Annotated in this window: 24 protein-coding genes; all 24 read left to right on the top strand. The window is 43.0% G+C overall.

Annotated elements, in window-relative coordinates:
* The first annotated feature begins 5 nt into the window (after positions 1-5).
* On the top strand, positions 6-872 hold the full coding sequence (gene eutC, locus MKY20_RS16795; RefSeq protein ID WP_258753432.1) for an ethanolamine ammonia-lyase subunit EutC: 867 nt from the start codon (positions 6-8) through the stop codon (positions 870-872).
* 180 nt (positions 873-1,052) lie between these two features.
* The gene (locus MKY20_RS16800; protein ID WP_019383124.1) at positions 1,053-2,477 is read left to right on the top strand and encodes a sensor histidine kinase; all 1,425 of its coding nucleotides are present in this window, start codon (positions 1,053-1,055) and stop codon (positions 2,475-2,477) included.
* 2 nt (positions 2,478-2,479) lie between these two features.
* Entirely contained in the window at positions 2,480-3,052 is a 573-nt protein-coding gene (locus MKY20_RS16805) for an ANTAR domain-containing response regulator (RefSeq protein WP_009334377.1), read from the top strand.
* Between the two features lie 178 nt (positions 3,053-3,230).
* A complete protein-coding gene (eutH, locus tag MKY20_RS16810) occupies positions 3,231-4,490 on the top strand; it encodes an ethanolamine utilization protein EutH (RefSeq protein ID WP_019383123.1) in 1,260 nt (419 codons plus the stop codon).
* A gap of 28 nt (positions 4,491-4,518) precedes the next feature.
* Complete coding sequence (eutS, locus tag MKY20_RS16815; RefSeq protein ID WP_009334379.1) at positions 4,519-4,860, top strand: ethanolamine utilization microcompartment protein EutS; 342 nt, start codon at positions 4,519-4,521, stop codon at positions 4,858-4,860.
* 15 nt (positions 4,861-4,875) lie between these two features.
* Complete coding sequence (locus MKY20_RS16820) at positions 4,876-5,376, top strand: EutP/PduV family microcompartment system protein (protein ID WP_009334380.1); 501 nt, start codon at positions 4,876-4,878, stop codon at positions 5,374-5,376.
* Between the two features lie 161 nt (positions 5,377-5,537).
* Positions 5,538-6,986: an ethanolamine ammonia-lyase reactivating factor EutA gene (locus MKY20_RS16825; protein WP_009334381.1), complete on the top strand. Its 1,449-nt coding sequence runs from the start codon at positions 5,538-5,540 to the stop codon at positions 6,984-6,986.
* A 17-nt stretch (positions 6,987-7,003) separates the two neighbouring features.
* Positions 7,004-8,368, top strand: coding sequence for an ethanolamine ammonia-lyase subunit EutB (locus MKY20_RS16830; RefSeq protein ID WP_009334382.1), 1,365 nt, complete (start codon positions 7,004-7,006; stop codon positions 8,366-8,368).
* A 12-nt stretch (positions 8,369-8,380) separates the two neighbouring features.
* Positions 8,381-9,397 (top strand): ethanolamine ammonia-lyase subunit EutC, encoded by a 1,017-nt coding sequence (eutC, locus tag MKY20_RS16835; protein WP_251264523.1) that lies wholly within the window; start codon positions 8,381-8,383, stop codon positions 9,395-9,397.
* A gap of 12 nt (positions 9,398-9,409) precedes the next feature.
* Positions 9,410-10,063 (top strand): ethanolamine utilization microcompartment protein EutL, encoded by a 654-nt coding sequence (gene eutL, locus MKY20_RS16840; RefSeq protein ID WP_009334384.1) that lies wholly within the window; start codon positions 9,410-9,412, stop codon positions 10,061-10,063.
* Between the two features lie 34 nt (positions 10,064-10,097).
* The gene (locus tag MKY20_RS16845) at positions 10,098-11,627 is read left to right on the top strand and encodes an acetaldehyde dehydrogenase (acetylating) (RefSeq protein ID WP_083390445.1); all 1,530 of its coding nucleotides are present in this window, start codon (positions 10,098-10,100) and stop codon (positions 11,625-11,627) included.
* Between the two features lie 16 nt (positions 11,628-11,643).
* On the top strand, positions 11,644-11,937 hold the full coding sequence (locus tag MKY20_RS16850; protein WP_009334386.1) for a BMC domain-containing protein: 294 nt from the start codon (positions 11,644-11,646) through the stop codon (positions 11,935-11,937).
* A 31-nt stretch (positions 11,938-11,968) separates the two neighbouring features.
* A complete protein-coding gene (locus MKY20_RS16855) occupies positions 11,969-12,622 on the top strand; it encodes a phosphate propanoyltransferase (RefSeq protein WP_071156073.1) in 654 nt (217 codons plus the stop codon).
* On the top strand, positions 12,619-13,293 hold the full coding sequence (locus MKY20_RS16860) for a hypothetical protein (RefSeq protein WP_071156071.1): 675 nt from the start codon (positions 12,619-12,621) through the stop codon (positions 13,291-13,293). Before MKY20_RS16855 ends, MKY20_RS16860 begins: the two co-directional genes overlap by 4 nt.
* Positions 13,275-13,547, top strand: a complete 273-nt coding sequence (locus MKY20_RS16865; RefSeq protein ID WP_019383115.1) for a EutN/CcmL family microcompartment protein — start codon at positions 13,275-13,277, stop codon at positions 13,545-13,547. Before MKY20_RS16860 ends, MKY20_RS16865 begins: the two co-directional genes overlap by 19 nt.
* 1 nt (position 13,548) lies before the next feature.
* On the top strand, positions 13,549-13,935 hold the full coding sequence (locus tag MKY20_RS16870; RefSeq protein ID WP_009334390.1) for a BMC domain-containing protein: 387 nt from the start codon (positions 13,549-13,551) through the stop codon (positions 13,933-13,935).
* A gap of 36 nt (positions 13,936-13,971) precedes the next feature.
* Entirely contained in the window at positions 13,972-14,922 is a 951-nt protein-coding gene (gene mdh / locus MKY20_RS16875; protein ID WP_258753433.1) for a malate dehydrogenase, read from the top strand.
* 192 nt (positions 14,923-15,114) lie between these two features.
* Positions 15,115-15,306 carry an IDEAL domain-containing protein gene (locus MKY20_RS16880; protein ID WP_009334392.1) on the top strand — a complete coding sequence of 64 codons (192 nt, stop codon included), beginning with the start codon at positions 15,115-15,117 and terminating at the stop codon, positions 15,304-15,306.
* 1,156 nt (positions 15,307-16,462) lie between these two features.
* Positions 16,463-17,629 (top strand): pyridoxal-phosphate-dependent aminotransferase family protein, encoded by a 1,167-nt coding sequence (locus MKY20_RS16885; protein WP_251267207.1) that lies wholly within the window; start codon positions 16,463-16,465, stop codon positions 17,627-17,629.
* Positions 17,630-17,658: 29 nt separating this feature from the next.
* Positions 17,659-18,357: a hypothetical protein gene (locus MKY20_RS16890; protein ID WP_251267208.1), complete on the top strand. Its 699-nt coding sequence runs from the start codon at positions 17,659-17,661 to the stop codon at positions 18,355-18,357.
* A gap of 122 nt (positions 18,358-18,479) precedes the next feature.
* Positions 18,480-20,375, top strand: coding sequence for a sigma-54-dependent Fis family transcriptional regulator (locus tag MKY20_RS16895; RefSeq protein WP_019383110.1), 1,896 nt, complete (start codon positions 18,480-18,482; stop codon positions 20,373-20,375).
* Between the two features lie 12 nt (positions 20,376-20,387).
* Positions 20,388-21,824 carry an FAD-binding oxidoreductase gene (locus tag MKY20_RS16900; RefSeq protein WP_341002053.1) on the top strand — a complete coding sequence of 479 codons (1,437 nt, stop codon included), beginning with the start codon at positions 20,388-20,390 and terminating at the stop codon, positions 21,822-21,824.
* Positions 21,825-21,840: 16 nt separating this feature from the next.
* The gene (locus MKY20_RS16905) at positions 21,841-23,175 is read left to right on the top strand and encodes a (Fe-S)-binding protein (protein WP_341002054.1); all 1,335 of its coding nucleotides are present in this window, start codon (positions 21,841-21,843) and stop codon (positions 23,173-23,175) included.
* A 360-nt stretch (positions 23,176-23,535) separates the two neighbouring features.
* A complete protein-coding gene (locus MKY20_RS16910) occupies positions 23,536-24,525 on the top strand; it encodes a tripartite tricarboxylate transporter substrate binding protein (protein WP_019383107.1) in 990 nt (329 codons plus the stop codon).
* Positions 24,526-24,691 lie beyond the last annotated feature (166 nt).

The following is a 24,691-nucleotide window of genomic DNA, read 5'->3' on the forward strand; positions in this document are numbered from 1 at the left end:
CAGTAATGGATATTCAGACAATCGTGAAGCAGGTAATGGAAGAACTCCAAAAAGGAGGGCAAATAAAAAACAGTCCTATTGTAAAAGAACCTGCAGAAACAAAGGAATCAAAGGGCCGCAATATAAATTATGAAAAGAGTAGCCAAGTAGGTGTAGAACAGCCAGCCAATCGGGAAGAGATCGAGAGGGTGCAATCCATTACGCCTGCCAGGATTGGGATTGGACATACTGGAACACGAATGAAAACAAAGAATTACCTGGAATTCAGGATAGATCACGCAGCAGCCCAGGACGCAGTGTTTAAAGACGTTTCTGAGGATTTGCTAACGGAGTTAAAGCTGCCTGTGCTCTTTTCAAAATCTGAAACGATGGACCAATACTTAATGGACCTGGACAGCGGGAGGCAACTCAATGAAACATCCAGAAAATGGGCTGCAGAAAATCTTTCGAAAAATAAACAGGTGCAAATCATTGTATCCGATGGACTGAGTTCAACAGGTGTTGAGGCAAATATAAGAGATCTGCTGCCAGCGCTTGTCCAGGGGTTAACATCGAAAAAGATTACCATTGGAGATCCTGTTTTTATAAAGCGGAGCAGAGTTTGGATTCAGGATGATTTAGCTTCTATTGTCAATTGTGATTGCATTATTTCACTCATAGGAGAAAGGCCAGGATTGGCAACTGCTAAAAGCATTAGTGCCTACCTGATATACCAGCCCAATGAGGATACTGTCGAAGCAGATCGCACTGTTATCAGCAATATTCATGAGGGAGGGGTCCCCCCTGTTGAGGCGGGTGCCCATCTGGCTGATTTAATAGAGGTTATATTAAAGCATAAAGCGAGCGGTGTAAAATTAGCACAGCTTAAGTAGTATAGGAAGGCAGCAGGATTACATTTTTTCCAGCTGCCTTTTCCATTATCCAGGATAATTCCATAACTGTACCAAATTTCCTATTAAACAATTGAAAACGATGTTGACATTCTTCGGCATTCCCTTTAATATTTTTATATATTCTGACATTTTTAAATACTTATTGGGAGATCTCCGTCTATGCCAAACTTCTCAGTCGAAGAGCTATGCACTCTTCATACAAGTCTTTCAAAAATGGATGTCGAAAGAATTAAAGAGGTCTCTGCCAATCTCTCATTAATCGCCGATCTGAACCAGGCAAACGTTTTTGTTGATTGTCCTACTAAAGAAGGTAAACATGCGATAGTAGTAGCTGAAGCCGCCCCAAATACTGCTAAATCCGTTTATCAGAAGCCTGTCGCAGGAAAGTTCGCCTATGAAGCTTTTGAACCCGCCGTTTTATATACCCTGAGGACAGGGAAAAATATGTTTCTCAATCGCGCCTTGACACAGGAGGGCAAGACGGTGGAACAAAGCGTGGTGCCGATTAAAGGCTCAGAGGACCGTGTCATCGGGGCACTGATTATGGAGAAGGACATCAGTGAGAAGCTGCAGCGGCAGCTCAAATTGGAAGCGTTATCAGAAGCGACTGAAACCTTGAGCGGTATACTCATTGGAATGGCAGAAGACCGGCCGATCATCCCAGAGGTAATTGAGGAATCACTATTCTTTATTGACCATGAAAATAAGGTTGTTTATAACAATCCTTCAGCAACTAATCTCATACACGAAATTGGCAAGGAAAATTGCAGGCCCGGCGTCCCGCTGATTGATTGTTTTCCCTGTATTCAAGAAATTCTTAACGAGCCGGAAGAGCTCCTTGTAAAAGAAATGAAAATGATGAATAAGGTATTCCGTGTTAAGAAAATAAGTCTTGATCTTGCCGGTAAGTCGGATGGAACCTTCATCATACTTAAAGACCTGACAGAGCTCAGGGAAAAGGAACGGGAGATTGCTGTTAAATCTGTGGCCATACGGGAAATCCATCACCGTGTTAAAAATAACCTGCAGACTGTTGCCAGCCTTTTGAGGCTCCAGATGAGAAGGGGTGTGCCGGAAGAAAGCAAGGTGCATTTCGTGGAAAGTCTGAACCGCATCTCGAGTATTGCTTCGGTGTATGAAATTATTCTCTCGAGCTCAAGTGTAGATGAAGTAGATATATACAGCCTAATAGAGAAAGTTGGCAATATGCTGGTCCATGAAGCAAAACACGAGCAGAAAAAGATACATATTCAGTATAGGGGACCAAAGCTTTTAATCGACTCTGAAAAAGCTGTATCCCTGTCTCTGGTCATCAATGAACTTATACAGAATTGTGTAAAGCACGCATTTAAACATATGCATGAAGGAATAGTCGAGGTCTGTTTCGAGTATTCGAATGATGAAATTAAGGTTGAAGTCATCGATAACGGTGAAGGGTATTCCCCGGAAGCAAAACCTTCTCTAGGCTTAGATATTGTGAAAATGATGATCGAGCACGACTTATCCGGTCATTTTTTAATCGAACGGGCTGAAACAGGGACTATTGCAGCTGTGCAATTTCCCTTTGAAAGGAAGGCGGAATAGCTGTGAAAAAAAGAATAATGGTTGTGGAGGATGAATCGATTGTCCGCATGGACTTAAGCTTGATGCTACAGGACGCTGGATATGAAGTAGTTGCTGAGGCAGGCGATGGTGAAAGAGCGGTCGAGCTTGCTCTTTCATTAAAGCCTGATTTAATCCTGATGGATATCAAGATGCCTAATCTGAATGGACTAAAAGCAAGTGAAATCATTTCCAATAAAATCAATACACCCATCCTGATCCTAACAGCATACAGTCAGCGGGAATATATTGATAAAGCCAAACAGGCAAATATACTCGGCTACCTTGTTAAGCCTGTTAATGAAGCCAGTCTGATTCCAGCTGTTGAAATTGCGCTCAGGCAGGCTGAGAATGCAAATGCATTCCGGGAACAGGTGGAATCCATGAATCAAAAATTAAATGAAAGAAAAATAGTTGAAAAAGCAAAAGGCATTTTAATGCAAAAGTTTAACATGCATGAAGAAGATGCTTTTAAGAAAATGCGAAAGATCAGCATGAACAAACAGGTTACACTGGAAAATGTGGCAAAGCGTATCATAGTAAAATATAACGCTTAATATCTTTTACAAGTGGATAGAACAGGCAAAGGTGCCATGCGTCTGCAAAAGCTGACGTGCGGCACCTTTTTGTCTTTTTACCTATTTTTTTACTATCAAACTGCTGTTTATCCTATGTTCTTGTAAAGAAGCTGCAGGATTCCGTTAACATATAAAACTTTTTAGGGAGGGATTTATGATGGAAATGGTAGGTAAAATCGTTATTTACATTATCATGGCCTGTGCTGTGGCTGGAGCTTTTGCAGCCATCCGCAACAGTGATGAGGGGTTAGGCAAGCAATTTATGGAGGGGCTTCATGCTGTTGGCCACATTTTTGTACCGGCTGCCGGGATAATGGCTTCCATTCCATATTTATCGTGGTTTATCGATAAGGTCTGCGGTCCATTTTTTGCTGCGATCGGGGCAGATCCTGCAATAGCTGCAACTGCCATATTGGCAACCGATATGGGCGGCTACCAGTTAGCTGAAGTGTTAAAGCAAACACAGGAAGGCTGGATCATGGCGATGATTGTCGGTTTTATGGCGGGGGCAACCATTGTTTTCTCCATACCGATGGGCCTGGCTATGCTTGATAAGAGAGACCATAAATATATGGCTCTCGGGGTGATGTCAGGCGTTCTGACCATTCCAATCGGTGCTTTCATTTCAAGTGTGATTATTGCGGTTTCCAGCTCAAGTTTCAGGGATTTCATTTCCACCTCCGGCGAGGCGAAATATCAGTTCGCGCTTGGTTTGGGACAAATCTTATTGAATTTAAGTCCGCTTTTAATCTTTGTTGTCCTGATTGCACTGGGGTTATATTTCCTGCCGGATTTAATGATCAACGGGTTCATGTGGTTTGGACGTATTTTAGATGCGGGAATTAAGCTGGTTTTGGTATTTTCCATCGTGGAAATTTTTACTGGATTATTCACAACAGTATTTGGAGGATGGGGCTTCCACCCAATAATGGCGGATTCGGAGGATCAGTTCCGGGCGCTTGAGACTGCCGGCTATATTGGAATCATGCTTGCCGGTGCATTTCCGATGGTTTATCTTCTTCAAAAGTATGCCGGCGGCCCGCTGGAGGCACTTGGCAGTAAAGTGGGATTAAGCAAGGAAGGCAGTGCAGGGATAGTTGCCACAATCGCGAACATCCTTGCGATGTTTAAATTGGTCAGAACAATGCCACCTAAAGATAAAGTCATTAATATTTCCTTTGCAGTCTGTGCCGCCTTTTTACTTGGTGACCATTTATCCTTTACAGCAAATTTCCAGCCAACATTAATCCTTCCGATTATAGCCGGTAAAATTTCTGCTGGAATCATCGGAATTGGTTTAGCATACTGGCTGTCTGTACCTAAGGCTTTGGAATTGGAGAAAAAAGACCGTGAATCTGGCATTATCGGAAAAGATGAATATTTAACGAAAGAAGAAAAGGTTAAAAAAGCAATATAAGCAGGAGTCACCTGGGAGGGCCTAAGCAATGAATGAAGAAAAAAAACGATTTATTCAAGAATTTGTGCCGGGAAAACAAGTAACACTCAGCCACTTAATCGCAAATCCCGATCCGGATATGTTTGAAAAACTGGGGATCCAGCAGGCAGGAGCGTTAGGTATTTTAACACTGACACCAAGTGAAACGGTTATTATTGCAGGAGATCTGGCGACCAAAGCGGCAGACGTGCAGATCGGGTTCCTGGACCGATTCACAGGCAGCCTTGTAATTGTAGGAACCGTATCAGCTGTGCAAATGGCCATGGAGGAAATCAACCGCTTTTTATCTGAAACACTGAGGTACACTCCTTCGGAAATAACTAAATCATAAGGAGCTGTATATAGAATGTCCAAAATGAACAGAGCGATGCTGATCGGTTCCATCGGGGCTGGAAAGTCGACTTTAACAAATGCTCTTCTTGGCCGCAAAGCGGTAGCGGTTAAAACACAGGCCCTGAACTATTATGACTGGATTGTGGATACGCCGGGCGAATATACAGAGAATCCATTTTTCTATAAAAATATCATGGCTACGGCACTCGAAGTGACCCATGTACTATATTTGCAGGATTCTACAAAGCGGAAAACCATTTTTCCGCCAGGTTTTAGCAATGGGTTTAATAAGCTGCCAATTGGAGTCGTGACAAAATGCGATTCTGATCAAGCGGATGTAAACTCAGCAATCAGCCAGCTTAGAAATGCAGTTCCCAAAGGGCCTATTGTCATTACCTCCTCTATTTCCGGAAAAGGAATAGATGAAATACGGTGCCTCGTGAAATGCCATTCTCTTCAGGAAATGCAGGATTATGCAGATTCATTGCCGGATGATGTCGTAATTTTCAGATGAAACCCTTTACAAAACGAAGATAATAGAATATATTTTAAATATACAAAAAAATAGATCAGGCAAAGGCGCCTTGTATGAACAACCAATTAATGGTTGCTCATATGCGGTGCCTTTTTTTATTTCCTGCATAATTGTTAAATTGCTACAGTAAGGCGGGGATCATGTTGAAGCGTTACGATGCACAAAAAGAGAATATAATCAGCGCAGGAATCGACATCGGAACGAGTACGACCAAACTCGTCATCAGCAGATTTTCTCTCATGAATATGGCTGGCGGAACCCATATGCCGCGAATCGAAATTATCGAAAAGGAAGTGCTTTACCGGAGCCCGATTTACCGGACTCCTCTTCTAACCGCTTCATCAATAGATATTGAAGCTGTAGAGAGGCTTGTCAGAGATGAGTATACTACTGCGGGAATCCGGCCGGCTGATATTAAAACAGGGGCTGTCATTATTACAGGAGAAACGGCAACAAAACAGAATGCCGAAGAAATGGTCCATTACCTATCTGACCATGCAGGAGATTTCCTTGTCGCCACTGCCGGTCCTGATTTAGAAGGAATCATTGCTGCAAAAGGTTCAGGAGCTTATGAATTATCCAAAAGGACTGGAAAAACTGTGGCTAATATTGATATTGGCGGAGGCACTGCCAATGCTGCAGTTTATCGTTCAGGAAGGCTGTGCGGAACATGCACCCTGCATATCGGCGGCCGGCTGATTGAATTTACAGACGGCAAAATAAATAGTATTTCTCCTCCTGTTCAACAAATCCTTCGGCAATGGGGAGCTGATTTAAAAAGAGGGGACAGCAGAAGTCACCCTATCATCGGAAAACTGACAGACTACATGGCAGAAGCAATTGCCCGAATGCTAAGGAAGGATCTTCTAAAGGATGATTTGCCTTTGCTTCTGGGACATGATCCAAATTGGACAGAGGAGATAGATTACATCATGTTTTCAGGCGGGATCGGTGAATGCTTGTACCACTTTGAGAATGCTGATTCCTCTCCTGCCCAGTACGACGATATTGGAAAACAGCTGGCACAGTCATTGCAAAATTGCCGTGAGCTGGCCTCCTTTAAATGGGTGGAACCGGATGAAACGGTCAGGGCAACAGTTCTCGGGGCAGGTACACAAACGACAGAAATCAGCGGTGCGACCATCCATGCTGAAGGCAATGAACTGCCAATTCGCAATTTGCCCGTCTATCAGATCCGGTTTGATTACAATTTGGAAAAAGGTCTCCATAAGATTCAAGAAGCAGTAAAAAAGGCGGTGGAAATTTATGACCCTCAGAAGGAGGGACAAAATTTCGCCCTGTATTTAACGGCTCTGCCATATTTGGGCTTTCGTGATATTCAGGAGTTATCTTCAGTCTTGCTGAAATCCTTAGAAGCAAAGCCGATTCCGGAACAGCCGCTTGTTGTCGTATTAGAAAGCGACCATGCTAAAGTCCTTGGCCAGACGATTAAAGTTCAGGAAACAAGGCAAAGTATCGTATGCATCGACCAGATTAAGGTAGAGCATGGAGATTACATAGATATCGGCCACCTGCTTCAAACCAATGTAGTACCTGTTGTCATTAAAACATTGACATTCCATCGGTAAGAAAGGGGGGATTATTTATGAAGCTGCAAACGAGTCATTTAGGAAATGTGTATCAATTCGAAAATCTAAAAGATCTATTTGCAAAAGCAAATGAAGAAAAATCAGGGGACCGCCTCGCGGGAATCGCAGCGGAAACCGTCCAGGAAAGAATCGCCGCCAAATTGGTTCTAAGTCATTTAACCCTATCTGATATCCGAGAAAATCCTATGCTTTCGCCTGAAGAGGATGAGGTTTCGAGAATTATAGAAAGCGGGATGAATGAACCCGTCTATCAGAGCATAAAAAATTGGTCAGTTGCTGAACTTCGTGAATATATCCTGGACGATGACACTACAGGAGAAGATTTAAAAAGAATCGGCAGGGGATTGAACAGTGAGATGATCGCCGCCGCTGCAAAAATCATGTCTAATCTTGATCTTGTTCACGCGGCAAACAAAATCGAAATACTATCCAAATGCAATATAACGATTGGATATAAAGGAACATTGGCTTCCCGTCTGCAGCCTAATCATCCAACCGATAATGTGGATGGCATGATCGCATCCCTCAAAGAAGGTTTATCCTACGGCATAGGGGATGCAGTGATTGGAATTAATCCAGTGGATGATTCGGTTGAGAGTGTAAAAAGATTGCTCCATGCCACACATGCTTTTATCAAGGACTGGGGAATACCAACACAAAACTGTGTGCTTGCACATGTAACAGCTCAAATGAAGGCTATAGAACAGGGAGCACCTGCAGATATGATCTTCCAAAGCATAGCCGGAACAGAGGCTGCCAACCGATCATTCGGAATTACTGCCTCACTTCTTGAGGAAGCAAATGACATGGCAAGAACTCTCGGCACCGGCACCGGGCCACAGCGTTTATATTTTGAAACGGGCCAAGGTTCAGAGCTTTCCGCTGAAGCGCATTTTGGAATGGATCAAATGACACTGGAATCGAGAAATTACGGCTTTGCCCGGCATTATGACCCTTACATCGTAAATACAGTGGTAGGTTTCATTGGGCCGGAGTATTTGTACAACAATAAGCAAGTCATCAGGGCCGGGCTAGAAGATCATTTTATGGGAAAAATGCATGGCATCCCTATGGGTGTTGATATCTGCTACACGAATCATATTAAGGCCGATCAAAACGATATCGAAGACCTTGGCGTTCTGCTGACAGCAGCTGGAGTGAATTTTATTATTGCTGCCCCAATGGGGGATGATTGCATGCTCAATTATCAATCCATGAGCTATCATGACGTTGCCACGCTTAGGCAGACGATGAATAAGCAGCCATCTCCAATATTCAGGGATTGGCTTGAGAAAATGGGAATCTTCGAAAATGGAAAGCTGAGCAAAATCGCAGGCGATCCAACCATTTTTTCACGATAGGAGTTGAAATGAATGAATCCTGAACTGATTGAAAAAGTAACACGCCTTGTAGTGGAAAAACTTCAATCGCAGCAAACCTCTGATGTGAAAGGGCAAGAAAGCAGCGCAGGAGTAAAATTTTGGCAACATACATCAAACCCCAGCACACAACCATCCAAGATGGCAGTGGAGGTGATCAAGGCTGGAAAAGAGGATACAGACAGTCTAATAAAAATTAAAAGCTATCAGAATACAAATGCTCTTAAAATGACCTCAACAGTTAAAGCGAGTCATGATAAGAACGAAAATTATTCAAAAAAGGCAGGCATTGATCATCCGACAGATCCAGTAGAGCTGGAGGCACTCAAGAGCAAAACACCTGCAAGAATCGGGGTAGGAAGAGCAGGTACAAGACCGAAGACAGACACATGGCTGAAATTCCGCTTTGACCATGCAGCAGCAGTCGATGCTGTCTATGGAGATGTAAATGATGAGCTTATAAACAGTCTTGGACTCTTTAAAGTCAATACGATGGTAAATGAAAAAGAAGTGTACATCCGAAGACCCGATTATGGCAGAAAGCTATCAGAAGAAGCCAAAAAAATCATTCTTGCTAAATGCCAAAAGGGACCGGCTGTTCAAATCATTCTGTCTGACGGGCTTAGCTCAAGTGCGATTGAAGAAAATGCAGAGGATGTATATCTATCCCTTCAGCAATCATTAAAAAGTTTAGGCCTCGATATGGGGACCCCCTTTTATATCGAAAAAGGCCGAGTGGCTGTTATGGATGAAGTAGGCGAGCTCCTGAAGCCCAAAGTAGTTGTTTTATTGATTGGCGAGCGTCCAGGTCTGGTCAGTGCAGAATCACTGAGTGCCTACCTTTGCTATGAACCCCGAAAAGGAACGATCGAAGCTGACCGGATGGTAATTTCCAATATACATAAAGGCGGAATTCCTCCCGCAGAGGCTGGCGCCTATCTCGGAACGGTCATCCAAAAAGTTTTAAAGTATGAAGCAAGTGGTGTATCGCTCGTGAAAAAGCAAGGGTAGGAGGCAGAAAAAATGGGATTAGAACGCATTCACGCTGATATATTGGCTGTTCGGGTGATACCTAACGTGGACCAAGAGCTTGCAAAGCAGTTTCAGCTTAAGCCCCATCACCGAAGCCTGGCGATTTTCACCTCAACAGTCGATGACGTAGGCTATACCGCACTCGATGAAGCTACTAAAAGAGCTGATGTCGAAGTGGTTTATGCCAGGTCCTTTTATGCGGGTGCTGCTCATGCTTCTGGGCCATTATCAGGTGAAATGATTGGAATTTTGGCAGGGCCGTCTCCTGATGAAGTCAAAAGCGGTATGGAGGCTGTCCTCCAGACAGCTGAATCCGATGCTTATTTTGAAGCGCTTGATGAGGAAAAAGCGCATGCCATTTATGCACATGTTGTTTCCAGAACAGGGTCCTATCTGTCAAAGGAAGCAGGCATCAAAATCGGAGAGCCTATAGCGTATTTAATAGCCCCTCCTTTGGAAGCCGTTTATGGACTTGACGCTGCTCTAAAGGCAGCGGATGTTGAAATGGTTAAATTTTTCGGGCCGCCTTCGGAAACCAACTTTGGCGGGGGACTGCTGACCGGCTCTCAATCAGCATGCCAGGCAGCAGCTGATGCTTTCCGGGATGCCATTATGGAAATTTCTCAGAACCCTATAAAATACTAATTCTTTCAAAATATCCTGAAAGGAGCGTGGAATCTTGCAATTTGATCATGATCTTCAATCCATGCAGGAAATGCGGGATGCGGTAAAGCGGGCCAAGGAAGCGCAGTTTAAGTATATGGCCTTTACGCAGGAGCAGGTTGACAAAATCGTCAAAAAAGCCGCTGATGCTGCTTATGCCAAGTCACTTTACCTTGCCCGGATGGCGGTAGAGGAAACAGGGATGGGCATTGTCGAGCACAAAAAAATTAAAAACGAAGTCGGTTCCAAGGCTGTCTATGAGTCTATCAAAGATGAAAAGACAGTAGGCATCATACATGAGGACCGGGTAAATAAAGTATCGGAAATAGCTTATCCTTACGGTGTCATTGCAGGCATCATTCCAACGACTAACCCTACTTCAACAGCCATTTTTAAAGCACTGATTGCTCTAAAAACAAGAAATGCCATTGTCGTGAGCCCACATCCAAGGGCAGTGAAATGTACAGTTGAAGCTTTAAAAATTGTGAATGTAGCAGCCATACAGGCAGGTGCACCCGAAGGGTTGATTGGATGGATCTCAAAGCCTTCAATGAGTGCAACAAATGAATTAATGAAGCATCGCGACATCAATCTCATTTTAGCAACAGGAGGCGGCGGACTGGTCAGGGCTGCATATAGCTCAGGTAAGCCTGCCTATGGAGTAGGGCCTGGAAATGTGCCTTGTTATATTGAAAAAACCGCTAAGGTGGACCAGTCGGTGAGAATGATCATTGACAGTAAATCTTTTGATAATGGAACGATTTGCGCTACTGAACAATCGATTGTCGTCGATCGCAATATCAAAGAAATGACCATGAGAGAACTGAGAAATAATGGGGCTTATCTCTTAAATAACCATGAAAAAGCGGCGTTGGAAAAAGTCATTTCGCCTTCACCGGGAAAGCTGAATCCGGATATCGTCGGTCAAAGTGCTGTTAAAATCGCAGCCATGGCCAGTATCCAAGTCCCTGAAGAAACAAGAGTTTTAATTGCTGAAGAAACTGGAGTAGGCAAAGACATACCATTTTCAATTGAAAAACTATCTCCGGTTTTTGCCCTTTATACAGCGGAAAGCTGCCAGGAGGCAAAAGATATCTGCCTGCAGCTGCTCAATTTGGGCGGAAGAGGGCATAGCCTCTCAATTCATACGAATGACGATGCAGTGGCTAAGGATTTTGCTCTTGAAATGCCAGTTTCAAGAATGATGGTCAACACGCTCTCGTCTATTGGGGCTGTTGGGGCGACAACCGGATTGATGCCTTCTCTGACTCTGGGATGCGGTTCTTTCGGCGGCAACATTACCTCTGATAATGTAACAGCACGCCACCTGATCAATATTAAAAGAATGGCTTATGGTACGAAAGAAATCACCATCCCAAAACCGGCATCATCATCTTCTAAAGCTGAAAAAGAACTAGCCGGCAGCCCGGATGTTGATCATATTGTTAATCAAGTTCTCAAGCAAGTATCGCCAGATGGCGAAGTGGATGCAAAGATGATTGCCGACATGGTCAATCAAGTGATGAAAAAATATCAAACTAACTAATTAGGAGGAAATAAAAATGGCTAGAGAATTAACTGCATTAGGCATGATCGAAACTAAAGGGCTGGTTGCTTCAGTGGAAGCTGCAGATGCTATGGTGAAGGCTGCGAATGTTCATTTAGTTGGAAAGGTACATGTAGGGGGCGGTATTGTAACGGTGCTTGTGCGCGGTGATGTAGGTGCTGTCAAAGCGGCAACGGATGCGGGAGCTGCAGCAGCACAGCGTGTTGGAGAATTGAAATCTGTTCATGTCATTCCTCGTCCTCATAATGAATTGGAGAGCATTCTTCCAAAAATTGATGCTGAGCTTTAATACAAGATTACTAAGTTAGGAGCTTAAATCCATGAACGAGCAAGCCATTCAATCGATTGTAGAGGAAATCGTCTCAAGGCTAAAAGATTCCTCAGGAAAAGATCATTCAATTCCAATGGCTGTCTCTGCCCGGCACTGTCATTTAAGTCAAAGAGATTTGGAGATTCTTTTTGGAACAGGCTATCAGCTTACCGAAAAAGCTGATTTATCTCAGCCTGGCCAATTTGCTGCTAACGAAACTATAACCATCGCAGGACCAAGAGGAAGCCTTGAAAAGGTGCGCATTCTTGGTCCTGCCCGCAATATGACCCAGGTAGAGGTCAGCCGTACTGATTCGATCAAACTGGGGTTGAAACCCCCGCTCCGCGAATCCGGGAAAATAGAAGGATCTTCACCTGTAACTCTGATAGGACCCAAGGGCAGCATTTATAAAAAAGAAGGTCTTATTATCGCGCAGGCACACATTCATATGGCTCCGGAAGATGCTGAAACTTTCGGCGTGAAAAATGGGGAATACGTTAAAGTTGAGGCAGAGGGAGAACGTCCAATATCCTTTGGAAATGTGTTAATTAGAATCTCACCCCGGTATAGACTTGAAATGCATATTGATACTGATGAAGCCAATGCAGGACTGATTACCGGTAAAACAGCTGGCAGGTTAGTAAGGCAAGAGGAAAGATTATGATTGACCGGCATTTAATTGAACAAATAGTTGAAGAAGTGGTAAAAAATTTATTTGGTGCCAAATCTGCTCCAAATTCTAAATCTAAACATAATATCCTCGCAGTTGGAGATTTAGGGAAAGTCGATCCAAATATATTAGAAGTGTTAGAGGAAAACTGGAATGTCCTTCCTTATGACTTTAGCGAAGAAGCTGAGCTGCATAATGTTATGAGGGTTATTTTTCTTGATGCTTCCCAGGACTTGTTTGTGAAAGGGGCACTGGGCATTTGCGATACACCGGAAAGCGAGCTTCTCTCAGCCTGTATTATTGACTATGTCCCTGTTACCTTAATTCCGAAAACAAAACTTTATAAAATCCTGAATGGAGAGAAAAAAACAAACGGGGAGTATTCTTTAAGCTTAATGGAGTATAAGGAAAAGCTGTTAAAGTTCGGGGTTGAAATCAATAGCCTGGAAGATTTTGCAGCGCCAAAGCCTATCAGCGCAGATCAGCCTCTCTCAAAGAAGCTGATCACACAAAGAGATGTTCAAGAATGCAAAATGAATGAAATCCTCGCAGATAAACAGACCATTATAACACCTTTAGCACGCGATACAGCACGGGAATTGGGAAAAAGCATCATTGTAATGGATACAAAAGGGGCTGAAAACACATGGAAATGGGAACGGTAATCGGCAATGTATGGGCCACAAGAAAAGAAGATAATTTAACGGGCCTGAAATTTTTGGTTGTCGAGCCTCATGGTCTTTCAGCAGCAAAATCATTCGTTGCGGTTGACCGTATTGGGGCAGGAGTCGGTGATCAAGTTCTCGTTACGCGTGGAAGTTCGGCTTCAAATATGTCCGGAGATATAAGATTGCCAATTGATGCATTGATTATTGGAATTATCGATTCTGTAGACGTTGAAAAGAAAGAGGTGAAATAGGATGGCAAGAGCACTAGGCATGATTGAAACAAGAGGGCTTATTGGGTCCATTGAAGCAGCAGATGCCATGCTGAAAGCTGCTGATGTTACTTTGGTGAAGCAGGAAAAAGTGGACGCCGCTTTAGTAACGGTTTTGGTTCAGGGGGACGTAAGTGCTGTTCAGGCTGCTGTGGATGCAGGTAAGGAAGCAGCAGCCAGAGTGGGTGAACTCGTGTCAGCGCATGTTATACCTCATCCTGATGAAGATATCAAAAAAGCTTTATTAGATGACAGGAAACCAAAGGAAATGAAACAAGAGCCAGCTCCTGAAGCACCCCCCGTAAAAAAGGGAGCCAGCAAAAAGAAACAGATATCTGCGGCGGAACTGGATAGCGTTGAAGATAATTAAAGTACTCCACTAGTACGATGAAATGGAGGAACAGCCATGACTTTTAAGAGAAGAAAGATTGCCGTAATCGGGTCAGGCTTTACGGGTGCGACAGCAGCATTGATGCTGGCCCAAAAAGAATTGGGAGACATAATCTTAGTTGACATACCTTCACAGACGAACCCAACAAAAGGCAAGGCCCTGGATATGCTTGAAGCTGGACCGATTCAGCGCTTCAATGCCAGCATAACCGGCACTTCAAGCTATGAAGACATTCAAGATGCCGATTTAGTATTGATTACTGCCGGAATGCCAAGAAAACCAGGAATGAGCCGGGACGATCTTGTAGCTGTAAATGAAAAGATTATGATCGAAGTTTCTCAAAATATAAAAACATACGCCCCGGAAAGCTATATTATTGTATTAAGCAATCCTGTCGATGCAATGACCTTTGTCTGCTATAAAACTACTGGTTTTCCGAAAAATAGGGTAATCGGCCAATCGGGAGTATTAGATACAGCCCGATTTAATACGTTTGTGGCTCAAGAGCTGGGAGTTTCCATTGAAGATATTTCAGGTTTTGTCCTGGGCGGTCATGGAGATGATATGGTTCCGCTGGTCAGATATTCGTATGCTGGCGGCATTCCACTGGAGAAAATACTCCCTGCCGACCGAATCAAAGCGATTGTGGAAAGAACCAGAAAAGGCGGAGGAGAAATTGTAAATCTGCTTGGCCATGGAAGTGCCTATTATGCTCCTGCAGCTTCAATGGTTGAAATGGCAGAATCGATTCTGAAAGATAAAAAACGAATCCTTCCTTCAATTGCCTATTTGGAAGGTGAGTATGGATACAGTAACATCTATCTGGGAGTGCCTACAATCCTGGGCGGAAATGGAATAGAAAGTGTCATTGAAATTCCATTGACTGCCGATGAGAAAAAAGCTCTTGATCAATCTGTTAAGTCAGTACAAAATGTAATGAGCATACTTGAAACAGCCAAAGCGTAAGAGGGCTGACTTGTGAGGAAATTATTTTTTCTCACGAGTTAGCTTTTTTTTATTTTGTTTAAACTGTTCACTAACCGGGTACATTGTATTTAACAAGCTTAGCAGCTGCTGACAAAATTTCCAGTAAATAATGATTTGAATAATCTGAAAACTTCTGTTACAATAGAAAAAAGGTCAAGGGGTTGATTTTAAATGGAAAAACGTCTACTTAACTCGCCGCAACAGTCTGAGGAAAACGTGTCAGTGTTAGCAGAACAAGTCCTAAATCAAGCTCTTAAGGAATACCGAAAAGAAAAGCTTCGCGAAAAAATTGATGAAGCATTGACTAGCCGAAACAAGGAAGAATTCATCCGCTTAACAGATGAATTAAAGAAGATTTCTTAGAAAGCCCACAATTAATAATGTTAAAAAGGCAGCCTGTTCGAAAGAATGGGGCTGCCTTTTGTTGTTTAATATATTTTTATAAATGATTGCGAAAGCTAATTTTAAACAATGAAAAGCTTCAGCATAATTGCTTACAAAATCCAGAACAGGAAGGAAACAATAGCAGTCAAAAACACTAACCAAGGCTTAAAAAAAGAGCAGTAAAGAAAAATGGTGGTTAATCTGATGGATTAACGACGAAATTGAGTGGAGTAAGGCGAAAATGGTAGTTAATCCGATGGAATAACGACGAAATTGAGAGCAGTAAAGCGAAAATGGTAGTAAATCACATGGATTAACGACGAAATTGAGTGGAGTAAGGCGAAAATGGTAGTTAATCACATGGAATAAAGACGAAATTGAGTGGAGTAAAGCGATATGGTAGTTAATCTGATGGAATAATGACGAAATTGAGTGGAGTAAGGCGAAAATGGTAGTTAATCTGATAGAATAACGACGAAATTGAGTGGAGTAAAGCGATATGGTAGTTAATCGCGTGGATTTACGACGAAATTGAGTGGTGTAAGGCGAAAATGGTAGTTAATCACATGGAATAACGACGAAATTGAGTGGTGTAAGGCGAAAATGGTAGTTAATCTGATGGAATAACGACGAAATTGAGTGCAGTAAAGCGAAAATGGTAGTTAATCGCGTGGATTTACGACGAAATTGAGTGGAGTAAGGCGGAAATGGTAGTTAATCACATGGATTAACGACGAAATTGAGTGGAGTAAGGACAAAATGCTAGTTAATCCAATGGATTTACGCCGAAAAAGAGAGTAGTAAAGCAAAAATGGTAGTTAATAGGTAATTCAACACCTAAATAGAATATAGATAAAAATCCCGTTGTTATAACCGCTGTCAATAATCCGAAAATCAGGAATCCTCAAAAAATCATCGTCATAACGGTACCACCATCCCAAAATAAGAACCCAATTCGAAAATTTCTAACACCACCAGCTGTTTCACCAAACTGTTCCACATCGTTCCAAAATGAAACGCTGAAACACTCCTCTAACAAACAAACCTTTGTAAGAAAGACATTCAACCTTGGCACGGAAATTGCAACAATACTCATTAGCAAGATATAAATCAGAAACGATAAGGGGAGGAAGCTATGTTTGAAGAAAAATTGGATTTAAGATTGCCGGGGCCGGTTCAGGTTCCGAAAGAAATACAGCGTGCCATGCTAAGAAGTTTCGATCACCCCATGATGGATTACCGGAATCCAGCCTTCCAGGATGTACTTCAGGAAACGACTGAAAAGTCCAAAACGATATTCCAGACTGAAAACCTGGTGATTCCGCTTACCTCAAGCGGAGCTTCCGCCCTTGAAACAGCAATTATTAATACGGTTGGCCCCAATGATACGATCATCCTTTGCGTTGTTGGCTATTTTGGTGAGTACCTTCAGGGAATTACAGACCACATTGGCTGCAAAACCGTCCGGGTCGATGCGGAATGGGGAAATATTGTCGATCCTGAGGATGTGAGAAAAGCATTAAAGGAAAATCCTGAGGCAAGAGCTGTTTTTGCGACACATTGTGAAACATCCACCTCTGCAATCAACAACATAAAAGAGATTGCAGCAGTTGTAAAAGAAACAGATGCCATATTCCTCGTTGATGCTGTCAGCTCGATAGTCGGCACACCCCTATATATGGACGAATGGGGCATTGATATAGTGGCAACTGGAGGACAGAAAGCTTTAATGCTGCCTCCAGGACTTGCATTGATTACTTTGAGTGAAAAAGCATGGAATACTGTAAATGATCATCAGTGCCCATCCTTCTATTTTGACCTTAAACTTTATAAAAAAGGCCTGGAATCAGGAACTGGAACACCTTATACCCCAAATATATCACTTGTATGCGGGCTGCTTGAGGCCTGCAATATGATAGAAAGAAGCGGAGGAATAGAAGCTGAATATAAAAGGCATGCTGCACTTCGGGATATGACAAGGGCAGGGGTAAGGGCTTTAGGTCTTGAATTGCTGGTGGATGACTCGGCTGCCAGTCCAACCCTGACAGCCGTAAAATTAAATAATGCCGATGAATTCAGAAAGATGATGCGGGAAGAATTCCATATCGCATTGGGAGGCGGTCTTGGAAAGGTGAAGAATCAGATTTTGCGTCTCGGCCATATGGGATATACGGATGCGGCAGATATGCTGAAGATGTTTGCTGCAATGGAGCTTGCTTTATTGAAGAGCGGATACGAAGTGGAGTTAGGTGCAGGAGTTTCCGCCGCACAGCGGCATTGGCTCGAAAATCCATACTGTTAAATTTCTGGTCCTAAGGAGACGTGAGCCGGGTGAATATATTTGAAAAACGACTCGCTGAACTGGCAAATCTCCCATCAGTTACTCCAGGGGATCAGATCAATGTGATCCCAGATTTCCTATTCGTCAGCGGCCAAAATTACCTTAATGTTATCAAAGGATTTATCAGACAAGGGTACAAAAACGTTAAAAATCCGGCCAAGATTCTTTTTTCTTATGGAGATGCAGAAGATGAAGTCATCCGTAAGTTCTGTTTAGGAAAAGGAATAAGACTAATAGATTGTGATTTGGCCCAATATTTCCGTTCAGAAAATATTCCTCTGAATGGAATGCTTATTGCAGGAATAGATGAGGATATTAAGTGTCTTGGAGGAAGGGGGGCCATTCCCATTGTTATCTCGCCGGATTCAATGGCGGCTTGCCTGGCATCCGGATCATTTAGTATGTTCATACCTGAAACGACTTATATTGAAATCAACGGAGCCTTAACTGGAAAAGGAAACGGAAAAATGCTCTGCACCCATCTGCTGGACATTTTTGAGGACAGTTTAATAGGAAATGCAGTGATTATAGGAGGTACGGTTTTTGAACAGCTGAATGATAAGGACCTTAAGGATCTCTCTTATTTTTTTCAGCTTTCCGGCACAGCAGCGGGGATGTGTTCACCAGATGGCCCGTTTGGCCAGGTTGAAGGCGTGATTAAAATAAAATCAGAAACTATTATGATTTAATTTATCAAACAAATAGACTGATTATTATGAAAACTTACCGAAATTTTCCTTGGCATCTGATAAGATTAACTTAATATAATTATAAAACTTGTCCAAGAGAAAAAGGAAAATGAGGTGAAGCAATGTCCGAAATTGCCATTTTAACCCCAATTGACGCGCTTATACAGGTTTCAAAGGAAGCAGCGAAAAAAACAGGAGAAGATGTCGCGATAAGAAAGGTAAGTTTCCGGAATGCTATTGCAGCTGCTAAAGAATTTGAAAAAGCCGGCACAGAAGTAATCATTAGCAGAGGAACCCTGGGATTAAAGCTCATTGAGTCCGATCTTGGCATACCCGTCGTGCAGATTCCCATAACCGGATATGATCTGCTCCGAACCATCAAAGAAGCGCAAAAGCTCGGACAGAAGATTGGAATAGCCGACACCCGGGATGTTTTGCAGGGGATCCAAACAATTGAATCCGTGCTGGGGTTATCGATTGAAAAGCATTGCGTAATTGTACCTGAGGAAGCTGAAGCAGCTGTCGAGGCTCTCAGCAAAAAAGAGATAGATGTCCTGATTGGGAAAAGTATTTTTACGAACAAAGTCAAAAATAATTCGATAAAAACAGTGATATTAACGTCTGGAGTGGAATCGGTCATCCAGGCCATTCATGAAGCAAGAAGCCTGATTGAAGTAAGGCGCACAGAATTGAAACGAACCAAGGAACTCCAGGCAATTCTTGATTTTATTGCTGATGGTGTAATTGCTGTGGATGAAAAAGGGGTTATTACAGTATGCAATCCTTCCGTTTACAGTATCTTGAACCTGCCTTATGATTCTGTAATCGGTAAGCAGATTGATGATATCCTCGTTAATTCACAAATGAAAAAGGTTCTTTCGACTGGTAAGGAAGAACTGAACCGCATTCAGGATGCCAATGGTGTAAAAGTGGTTGCAAATCGAATACCCATCAGGCACGAGCAAAAGGTGTTTGGAGCTGTCTGTACGTTTCAGGAGGTTCATAGACTTCAGCAGCAGGAGCAGGAAATCCGTAAAAAGCTCCTTCACCGCGGCCATGTCACAAAATACAGTTTAAATAATATTGTCGGGGAAAGTGAGATGTATCAGAAAGCGATCGAAAAGGTGAAGAAATATTCTCAGGTGGATTCTACTATTCTCCTGACGGGTGAAACAGGTGTGGGAAAAGAGGTATTCGCCCATTTAATCCATAGCTTCAGTAAGCGAACGGAAGGGCCATTCGTTGCAGTGAATTGTGCGGCTATCCCTGAAAACCTGCTGGAAAGCGAATTATTCGGCTACGTCGAAGGAGCCTTTACGGGAGCGAAAAAGGGAGGAAAAACCGGCTTATTTGAATTGGCTCATCAGGGAACCATCTTCCTTGATGAAATTGGCGAACTCGCTGAATCCCTCCAGGCCCAGCTCCTCAGGGTTTTGCAGGAAGGGGAAGTGATGCGGCTAGGGGATGAAAGAGTGATCCCCATTAATATTCGGGTAATCGCTGCCTCGAACCGTGATTTTGAGAAGATGGTCGAAGATGGGAGCTTCCGGGCTGATTTGTATTATCGCCTCAATATTCTTGATATCCCAATTCCGTCCTTGCGTGAAAGGATACTTGATATTCCATTGTTATGCGATTTTTTCATAAAAGAATTGGAACCGGGCATTCGGAGAAATATTAAGGGCTTCACTGCTGAAGCTATGAAAATTATGCAAAGCTATCATTGGCCGGGTAATATACGCCAGCTCAGGAACATTGTTGAAAGAGCGATGATTCTTTCCCCTGAGAAATTGATTGATTCAGAAACTGTTTTAGCTGCAGGCGGGAAAGACTTTTCCAAATTGCATGTGCTGAAACAACACAGCATTAATGAAGTAGATGAAGAAACGAAGCTTCAAAACTATGAGAAAGAGTATATACTGAACGTGCTGAAGCAGGTAAACGGCAATAAAACAGAAGCCGCAAAGATTCTGGGGATCGGCAGGACGACCCTCTGGCGAAAAATAAATAGTTTGTAAGGAGGAGAAAGAATGAATGAAACAATGACACCGCCTCCGCTGGATGAAAACGTGATATCCCGATTAAGAAATATCTTCGGAGACGACCGGCTATTAACCAATTGCACTGATATGATGACCTACTCCTATGATGCATCCTTTGAAACACAGCTCCGTCCGAAACTGCCTCAAGTGGCCGTTATTGCTCTGTCAACTGAAGAGGTCAGTGAATGTGTCCGGCTGGCCAACGAATTTAAAATACCGTTATACCCGAGAGGGGCAGCCACCGGGCAAACAGGCGGAGCCGTCCCGGTTAAAGGCGGCATTATGCTGGATTTATCGAAAATGAACCGAATCCTGGAGATTGATCACAGGAATATGCAGGCAGTGATTGAGCCGGGAGTCATCCAAAATGATTTAAATGAGGCTTTGAAGTCTTATGGACTAAGATTCCCTCCTGACCCGGGAAGCGCAAATATGTGCACAGTGGGAGGAATGGTTTCCAACAATTCAAGCGGGCTGAGGGCAGTCAAATACGGTGTTACCCGCCATTATGTCCTGGGAATGGAAGTCGTACTGCCCACCGGTGACATCATTGTGACTGGCGGAGCAAAATCGAAGGCGCTTAAATCGGTCTCCGGCTACGACCTTGCCCATTTAATGATTGGTTCAGAAGGCACTCTTGGAATTGTAACGCGCCTTCGTCTGAAATTATTGCCGCTCCCTGTCACACGAGGTATTGTTTTATGCTCATTTGAAAGATTGGAAGATGCGGGAGAGGCGGTTAACGCTGTTTTTTCTTCAGGCCTGCAGCCATCAGCCATCGAAATCATGGACTTCAATTGTACGAAGGCTGTCAACATGATGAAGCCTGAGCTGAATCTTCCCCTGGATAATGAAGCTATTCTTGTTTTTGAAGTGGATGGTGCCAAAGAGGAGGTAACCTCCCAGGTGAACCGGCTCAGGAAGGTAGTCGAAAAATTTACGAATTATATAAAGTTCAGCGATGAGCCGGATGAGTGTGAAAAGCTCTGGCAGGCAAGGAAGCTTGTTGGTGCTGCGGTTGGACTTTTAAAGCCGGGCGGTTTCCGGGTGTATGGCGGCGAAGACATCTGTGTGCCAATTTCGAGACTCCCTGAAACACTCCGGGAGATTCATAATATCGCAGAACGATATGGCATCATCTGCGGAATATACGGTCATGTTGGTGATGGAAATATGCATACCGGACCGGTAGTGAACATGAATAATGAAATTGAAATGGAAAATGTGCAGAAAATGATCGACGATATTCATGAACTGGCAATCAAAATGGAAGGAACGACGACAGCCGAGCATGGAGTTGGAATTGTCCGTGCCAAATATATGGATGTAGAGCATGGTCCTGCCATGGAAGTGATGCGGGCCATTAAAAGGACGCTTGATCCAAATAATATTTTAAATCCAGGCAAGATGGCATTGCCTTACTAGGTTGGAGGTGAATGTAATGAAATTGCTGACGGCGAAGGAATCCATGCAAACATGCGTGCGCTGCGGTGCCTGCCGCAATGTTTGTCCTACCTTAGATATCACAGGCAGGGAAGCTGATGGTCCCAGGGGTAGAGTATTGATGGCAAGAAGTCTGATTGAGGGCAATATCCCCGTAAATCAGGAAATCAAAGATCAGCTTGATCGCTGCCTGCTTTGCTCAGCCTGTGTGGATGCATGCCCTATTGATGTTCAGGTCCCTGATATCGTCATGCTCGCCAAGGAGCGAATAGCAGCAGCGGCTGAAGCACCTGTACAAACAGATATTAAAAAACCTGCATATCCGCTAAGGACTTTTAAAGATTACTTCTTTGACCATTTTCTTGCCAACCAAAAAAGGCTTAATACTGTTGGCAATCTTCTGTGGTTTTATCAAAAAAGCGGGCTTCAGTATATAACTAGAGGACTGGGCATTTTGAAATTCTTCCCAGAGCAGATGAGGCAAATGGAAAGAATCACGCCTTCCATTTTACCGCCTTCAGGGAGGAAACATCATGCTGAGTTTACTCCGAGGGCTGATGAAAAAAAGGCAGCAAGGGGCCGGGTAGCCTTTTTCCATGGCTGCATCATGGATGTCATGTTCAGAGAAACAAACGATAATTCCATTAAACTGCTGTCGAAGACTGGATTTGATGTGGTAACCCCTAAAGCGCAGATGTGCTGTGGAGCACTCCACCATCATAGCGGAAAAAAAGACAGGGCCATTGAAATGGCCAAAGCGAATATTCAGGCTTTTGAAAAAGCAAATGTGGATTATATTATTACCAATGCCGGAGGATGCGGTGCTGCACTTGCGGAATATGCAGATTTATTCCGGGGGGATCAACATTGGCTGGAGAGGGCTAAAGTATTTTCTGCCAAAATAAGGGATATCAGTGAGATCATATATGAAAAAGGAGAAATGCCTGAAACTGCCGGCAGAGGTGAAAGAGTAACCTATCAGCCTTCCTGCCATCTGCAATATGTAATGAAGGTGAAGGATGCTCCAGCTAAATTGGTGAAGGAAATTCCAAACTCGGAATATGTGGATCTCCCTGAAAAGAAATATTGCTGCGGGTCTGCCGGAATTTATAATTTATTGCAGCCAAAACTTGCGAATGAAATACTGGATAAGAAAATGTCCAGAGTCAAAGAAACTGAATCAGCTGTTCTAATAACAGCCAATCCAGGCTGTTTCCTCCAAATGAAACTGGGGGTTCATCGTGAAGGAATGGAGGATCAGATTGAAACAAAGCATGTTGCCGACTATCTGATGGAGTCAATTGAAAGGGCAGAATCTGCAGGAAAACAATAAAAGTTTCAAATTGAAACAGAAGAGTGGACAATTTGTTTCAAAAGAGAACAAAAATGATTGATAAGTGTATTGGAAGGAATTCAGAATTTAAATTCATTAAAAGTGTTAATGTCCCATTTAATTTGAAACCGCTTACGATTTTGGTTCCCGGTAAAAAAGTTAATCGAGTTATTTGCTTTTCGGCACAAAAATTGCATTGAAGTTTAATGAAACATGACATAAACAGGGAGGTGACGATCCAGATCGAGGAATAGGTCCATGTCTGATTAAGTAATCTTCATTCTAAGTTGTTTTATAGGAAATAATACGCTTTTGATTTACAGAAATTTAAAACTTTTCTTAATATGGGGGAAAATTAACATGAAATTAAAGAGGATTTCGTTTTTGTCTCTGGCAATTGCATTGGTATTCTTTTTGCAGGCATGTAATTCTTCACCTCAGGGAGCAAGCTCGGAGGAAAAGAAAAGCAGCGGCAACTTTCCCGAGCGGCAGATTGAAATTATTGTTGGCTTTGGCGCGGGCGGCGGGAGTGACAATTTTGCCAGGGCCATTGCAAAAGAACTTAAAGATATTCTTGGTGTAAACATAAATGTTGTGAATATGCCTGGTGCGGCGGGGATTAATTCGGCTGACCATGTGGCAAGGCAGCCGGCTGATGGTTATACCATCTGGTCTGCAACATCCAATCATCCCGTAAATATTGCAGCAGGAGTGGAAAAAAATGATTTGAGCAAATTAACTTCTGTCGGAAGGGTCCAAAATGATACCATGACCCTCCAAGTAAAAAGCGATGGCAAGTTCAAGGATATTGATGATCTTATCGCAAAGGCAAAGGAAAAACCTGGTGAGATCACAATTGGCGGTACAGGTTCAGCCGGCTTTGATGAACTGGTAGTCAAACAGTTTGAAAAAGCCACTGGAACAAAGTTTAATTATATCTCATTTGAAGGTTCTGGAGAGATGACAGCAGCACTGCTCGGGGGACATATCGATGTCATTGCAGAGGAGCCTGGACCATCGATTGCGCAGCTGGAAAGCGGAGATATTAAGATGCTGATTGCCTTTACTGAAGAGAAAATGGAAGGTTTTGAGGACGTTCCGATATCAACTGAAATGGGGATAGATGTAACAGACGGCCAGGGCAGAGGCTTCATGGTCCATAAGGATACGCCGCCTGAAATCATTTCAGCGCTTGAAAAAGCCCTTGAGGAAGCGAAAAATCGCCCGGACTATAAAGAGTATGAAAAAGCCAATTACTTGCACCTTCGGGATGGCTGGCTAAATTCAGAAGAGTATAATGCCGAATTTGAAAAGCTAATCGACACTTACGGTTCTCTATTAAAAGAATGATTGAATAAAATTGCCGAAAGGCAGAATATCTGCCTTTTTGTCTCCTGCAAGCTTCATGATAGATTTTCATAGATTTGCTCGATAGGCTGCTGAAGATTTTTGTCGAAGTAAAACTAGTTTTATATAATCTTGAGAGATTTTGTTCAGGTTATTGACTGCCATTCCG

This window comes from Cytobacillus sp. FSL W8-0315 (assembly GCF_038002905.1).
GTDB lineage: Bacteria > Bacillota > Bacilli > Bacillales > Cytobacillaceae > Cytobacillus > Cytobacillus pseudoceanisediminis.

Coding starts and splice junctions, on each gene's coding strand:
- eutC (WP_258753432.1), top strand. CDS start 6: ATGGATATTCAGACAATCGTGAAGCAGGTAATGGAAGAACTCCAAAAA.
- MKY20_RS16800 (WP_019383124.1), top strand. CDS start 1,053: ATGCCAAACTTCTCAGTCGAAGAGCTATGCACTCTTCATACAAGTCTT.
- eutH (WP_019383123.1), top strand. CDS start 3,231: ATGGAAATGGTAGGTAAAATCGTTATTTACATTATCATGGCCTGTGCT.
- eutS (WP_009334379.1), top strand. CDS start 4,519: ATGAATGAAGAAAAAAAACGATTTATTCAAGAATTTGTGCCGGGAAAA.
- MKY20_RS16820 (WP_009334380.1), top strand. CDS start 4,876: ATGTCCAAAATGAACAGAGCGATGCTGATCGGTTCCATCGGGGCTGGA.
- MKY20_RS16825 (WP_009334381.1), top strand. CDS start 5,538: ATGTTGAAGCGTTACGATGCACAAAAAGAGAATATAATCAGCGCAGGA.
- MKY20_RS16830 (WP_009334382.1), top strand. CDS start 7,004: ATGAAGCTGCAAACGAGTCATTTAGGAAATGTGTATCAATTCGAAAAT.
- eutC (WP_251264523.1), top strand. CDS start 8,381: ATGAATCCTGAACTGATTGAAAAAGTAACACGCCTTGTAGTGGAAAAA.
- eutL (WP_009334384.1), top strand. CDS start 9,410: ATGGGATTAGAACGCATTCACGCTGATATATTGGCTGTTCGGGTGATA.
- MKY20_RS16850 (WP_009334386.1), top strand. CDS start 11,644: ATGGCTAGAGAATTAACTGCATTAGGCATGATCGAAACTAAAGGGCTG.
- MKY20_RS16855 (WP_071156073.1), top strand. CDS start 11,969: ATGAACGAGCAAGCCATTCAATCGATTGTAGAGGAAATCGTCTCAAGG.
- MKY20_RS16860 (WP_071156071.1), top strand. CDS start 12,619: ATGATTGACCGGCATTTAATTGAACAAATAGTTGAAGAAGTGGTAAAA.
- MKY20_RS16865 (WP_019383115.1), top strand. CDS start 13,275: ATGGAAATGGGAACGGTAATCGGCAATGTATGGGCCACAAGAAAAGAA.
- MKY20_RS16870 (WP_009334390.1), top strand. CDS start 13,549: ATGGCAAGAGCACTAGGCATGATTGAAACAAGAGGGCTTATTGGGTCC.
- mdh (WP_258753433.1), top strand. CDS start 13,972: ATGACTTTTAAGAGAAGAAAGATTGCCGTAATCGGGTCAGGCTTTACG.
- MKY20_RS16880 (WP_009334392.1), top strand. CDS start 15,115: ATGGAAAAACGTCTACTTAACTCGCCGCAACAGTCTGAGGAAAACGTG.
- MKY20_RS16885 (WP_251267207.1), top strand. CDS start 16,463: ATGTTTGAAGAAAAATTGGATTTAAGATTGCCGGGGCCGGTTCAGGTT.
- MKY20_RS16895 (WP_019383110.1), top strand. CDS start 18,480: ATGTCCGAAATTGCCATTTTAACCCCAATTGACGCGCTTATACAGGTT.
- MKY20_RS16900 (WP_341002053.1), top strand. CDS start 20,388: ATGAATGAAACAATGACACCGCCTCCGCTGGATGAAAACGTGATATCC.
- MKY20_RS16905 (WP_341002054.1), top strand. CDS start 21,841: ATGAAATTGCTGACGGCGAAGGAATCCATGCAAACATGCGTGCGCTGC.
- MKY20_RS16910 (WP_019383107.1), top strand. CDS start 23,536: ATGAAATTAAAGAGGATTTCGTTTTTGTCTCTGGCAATTGCATTGGTA.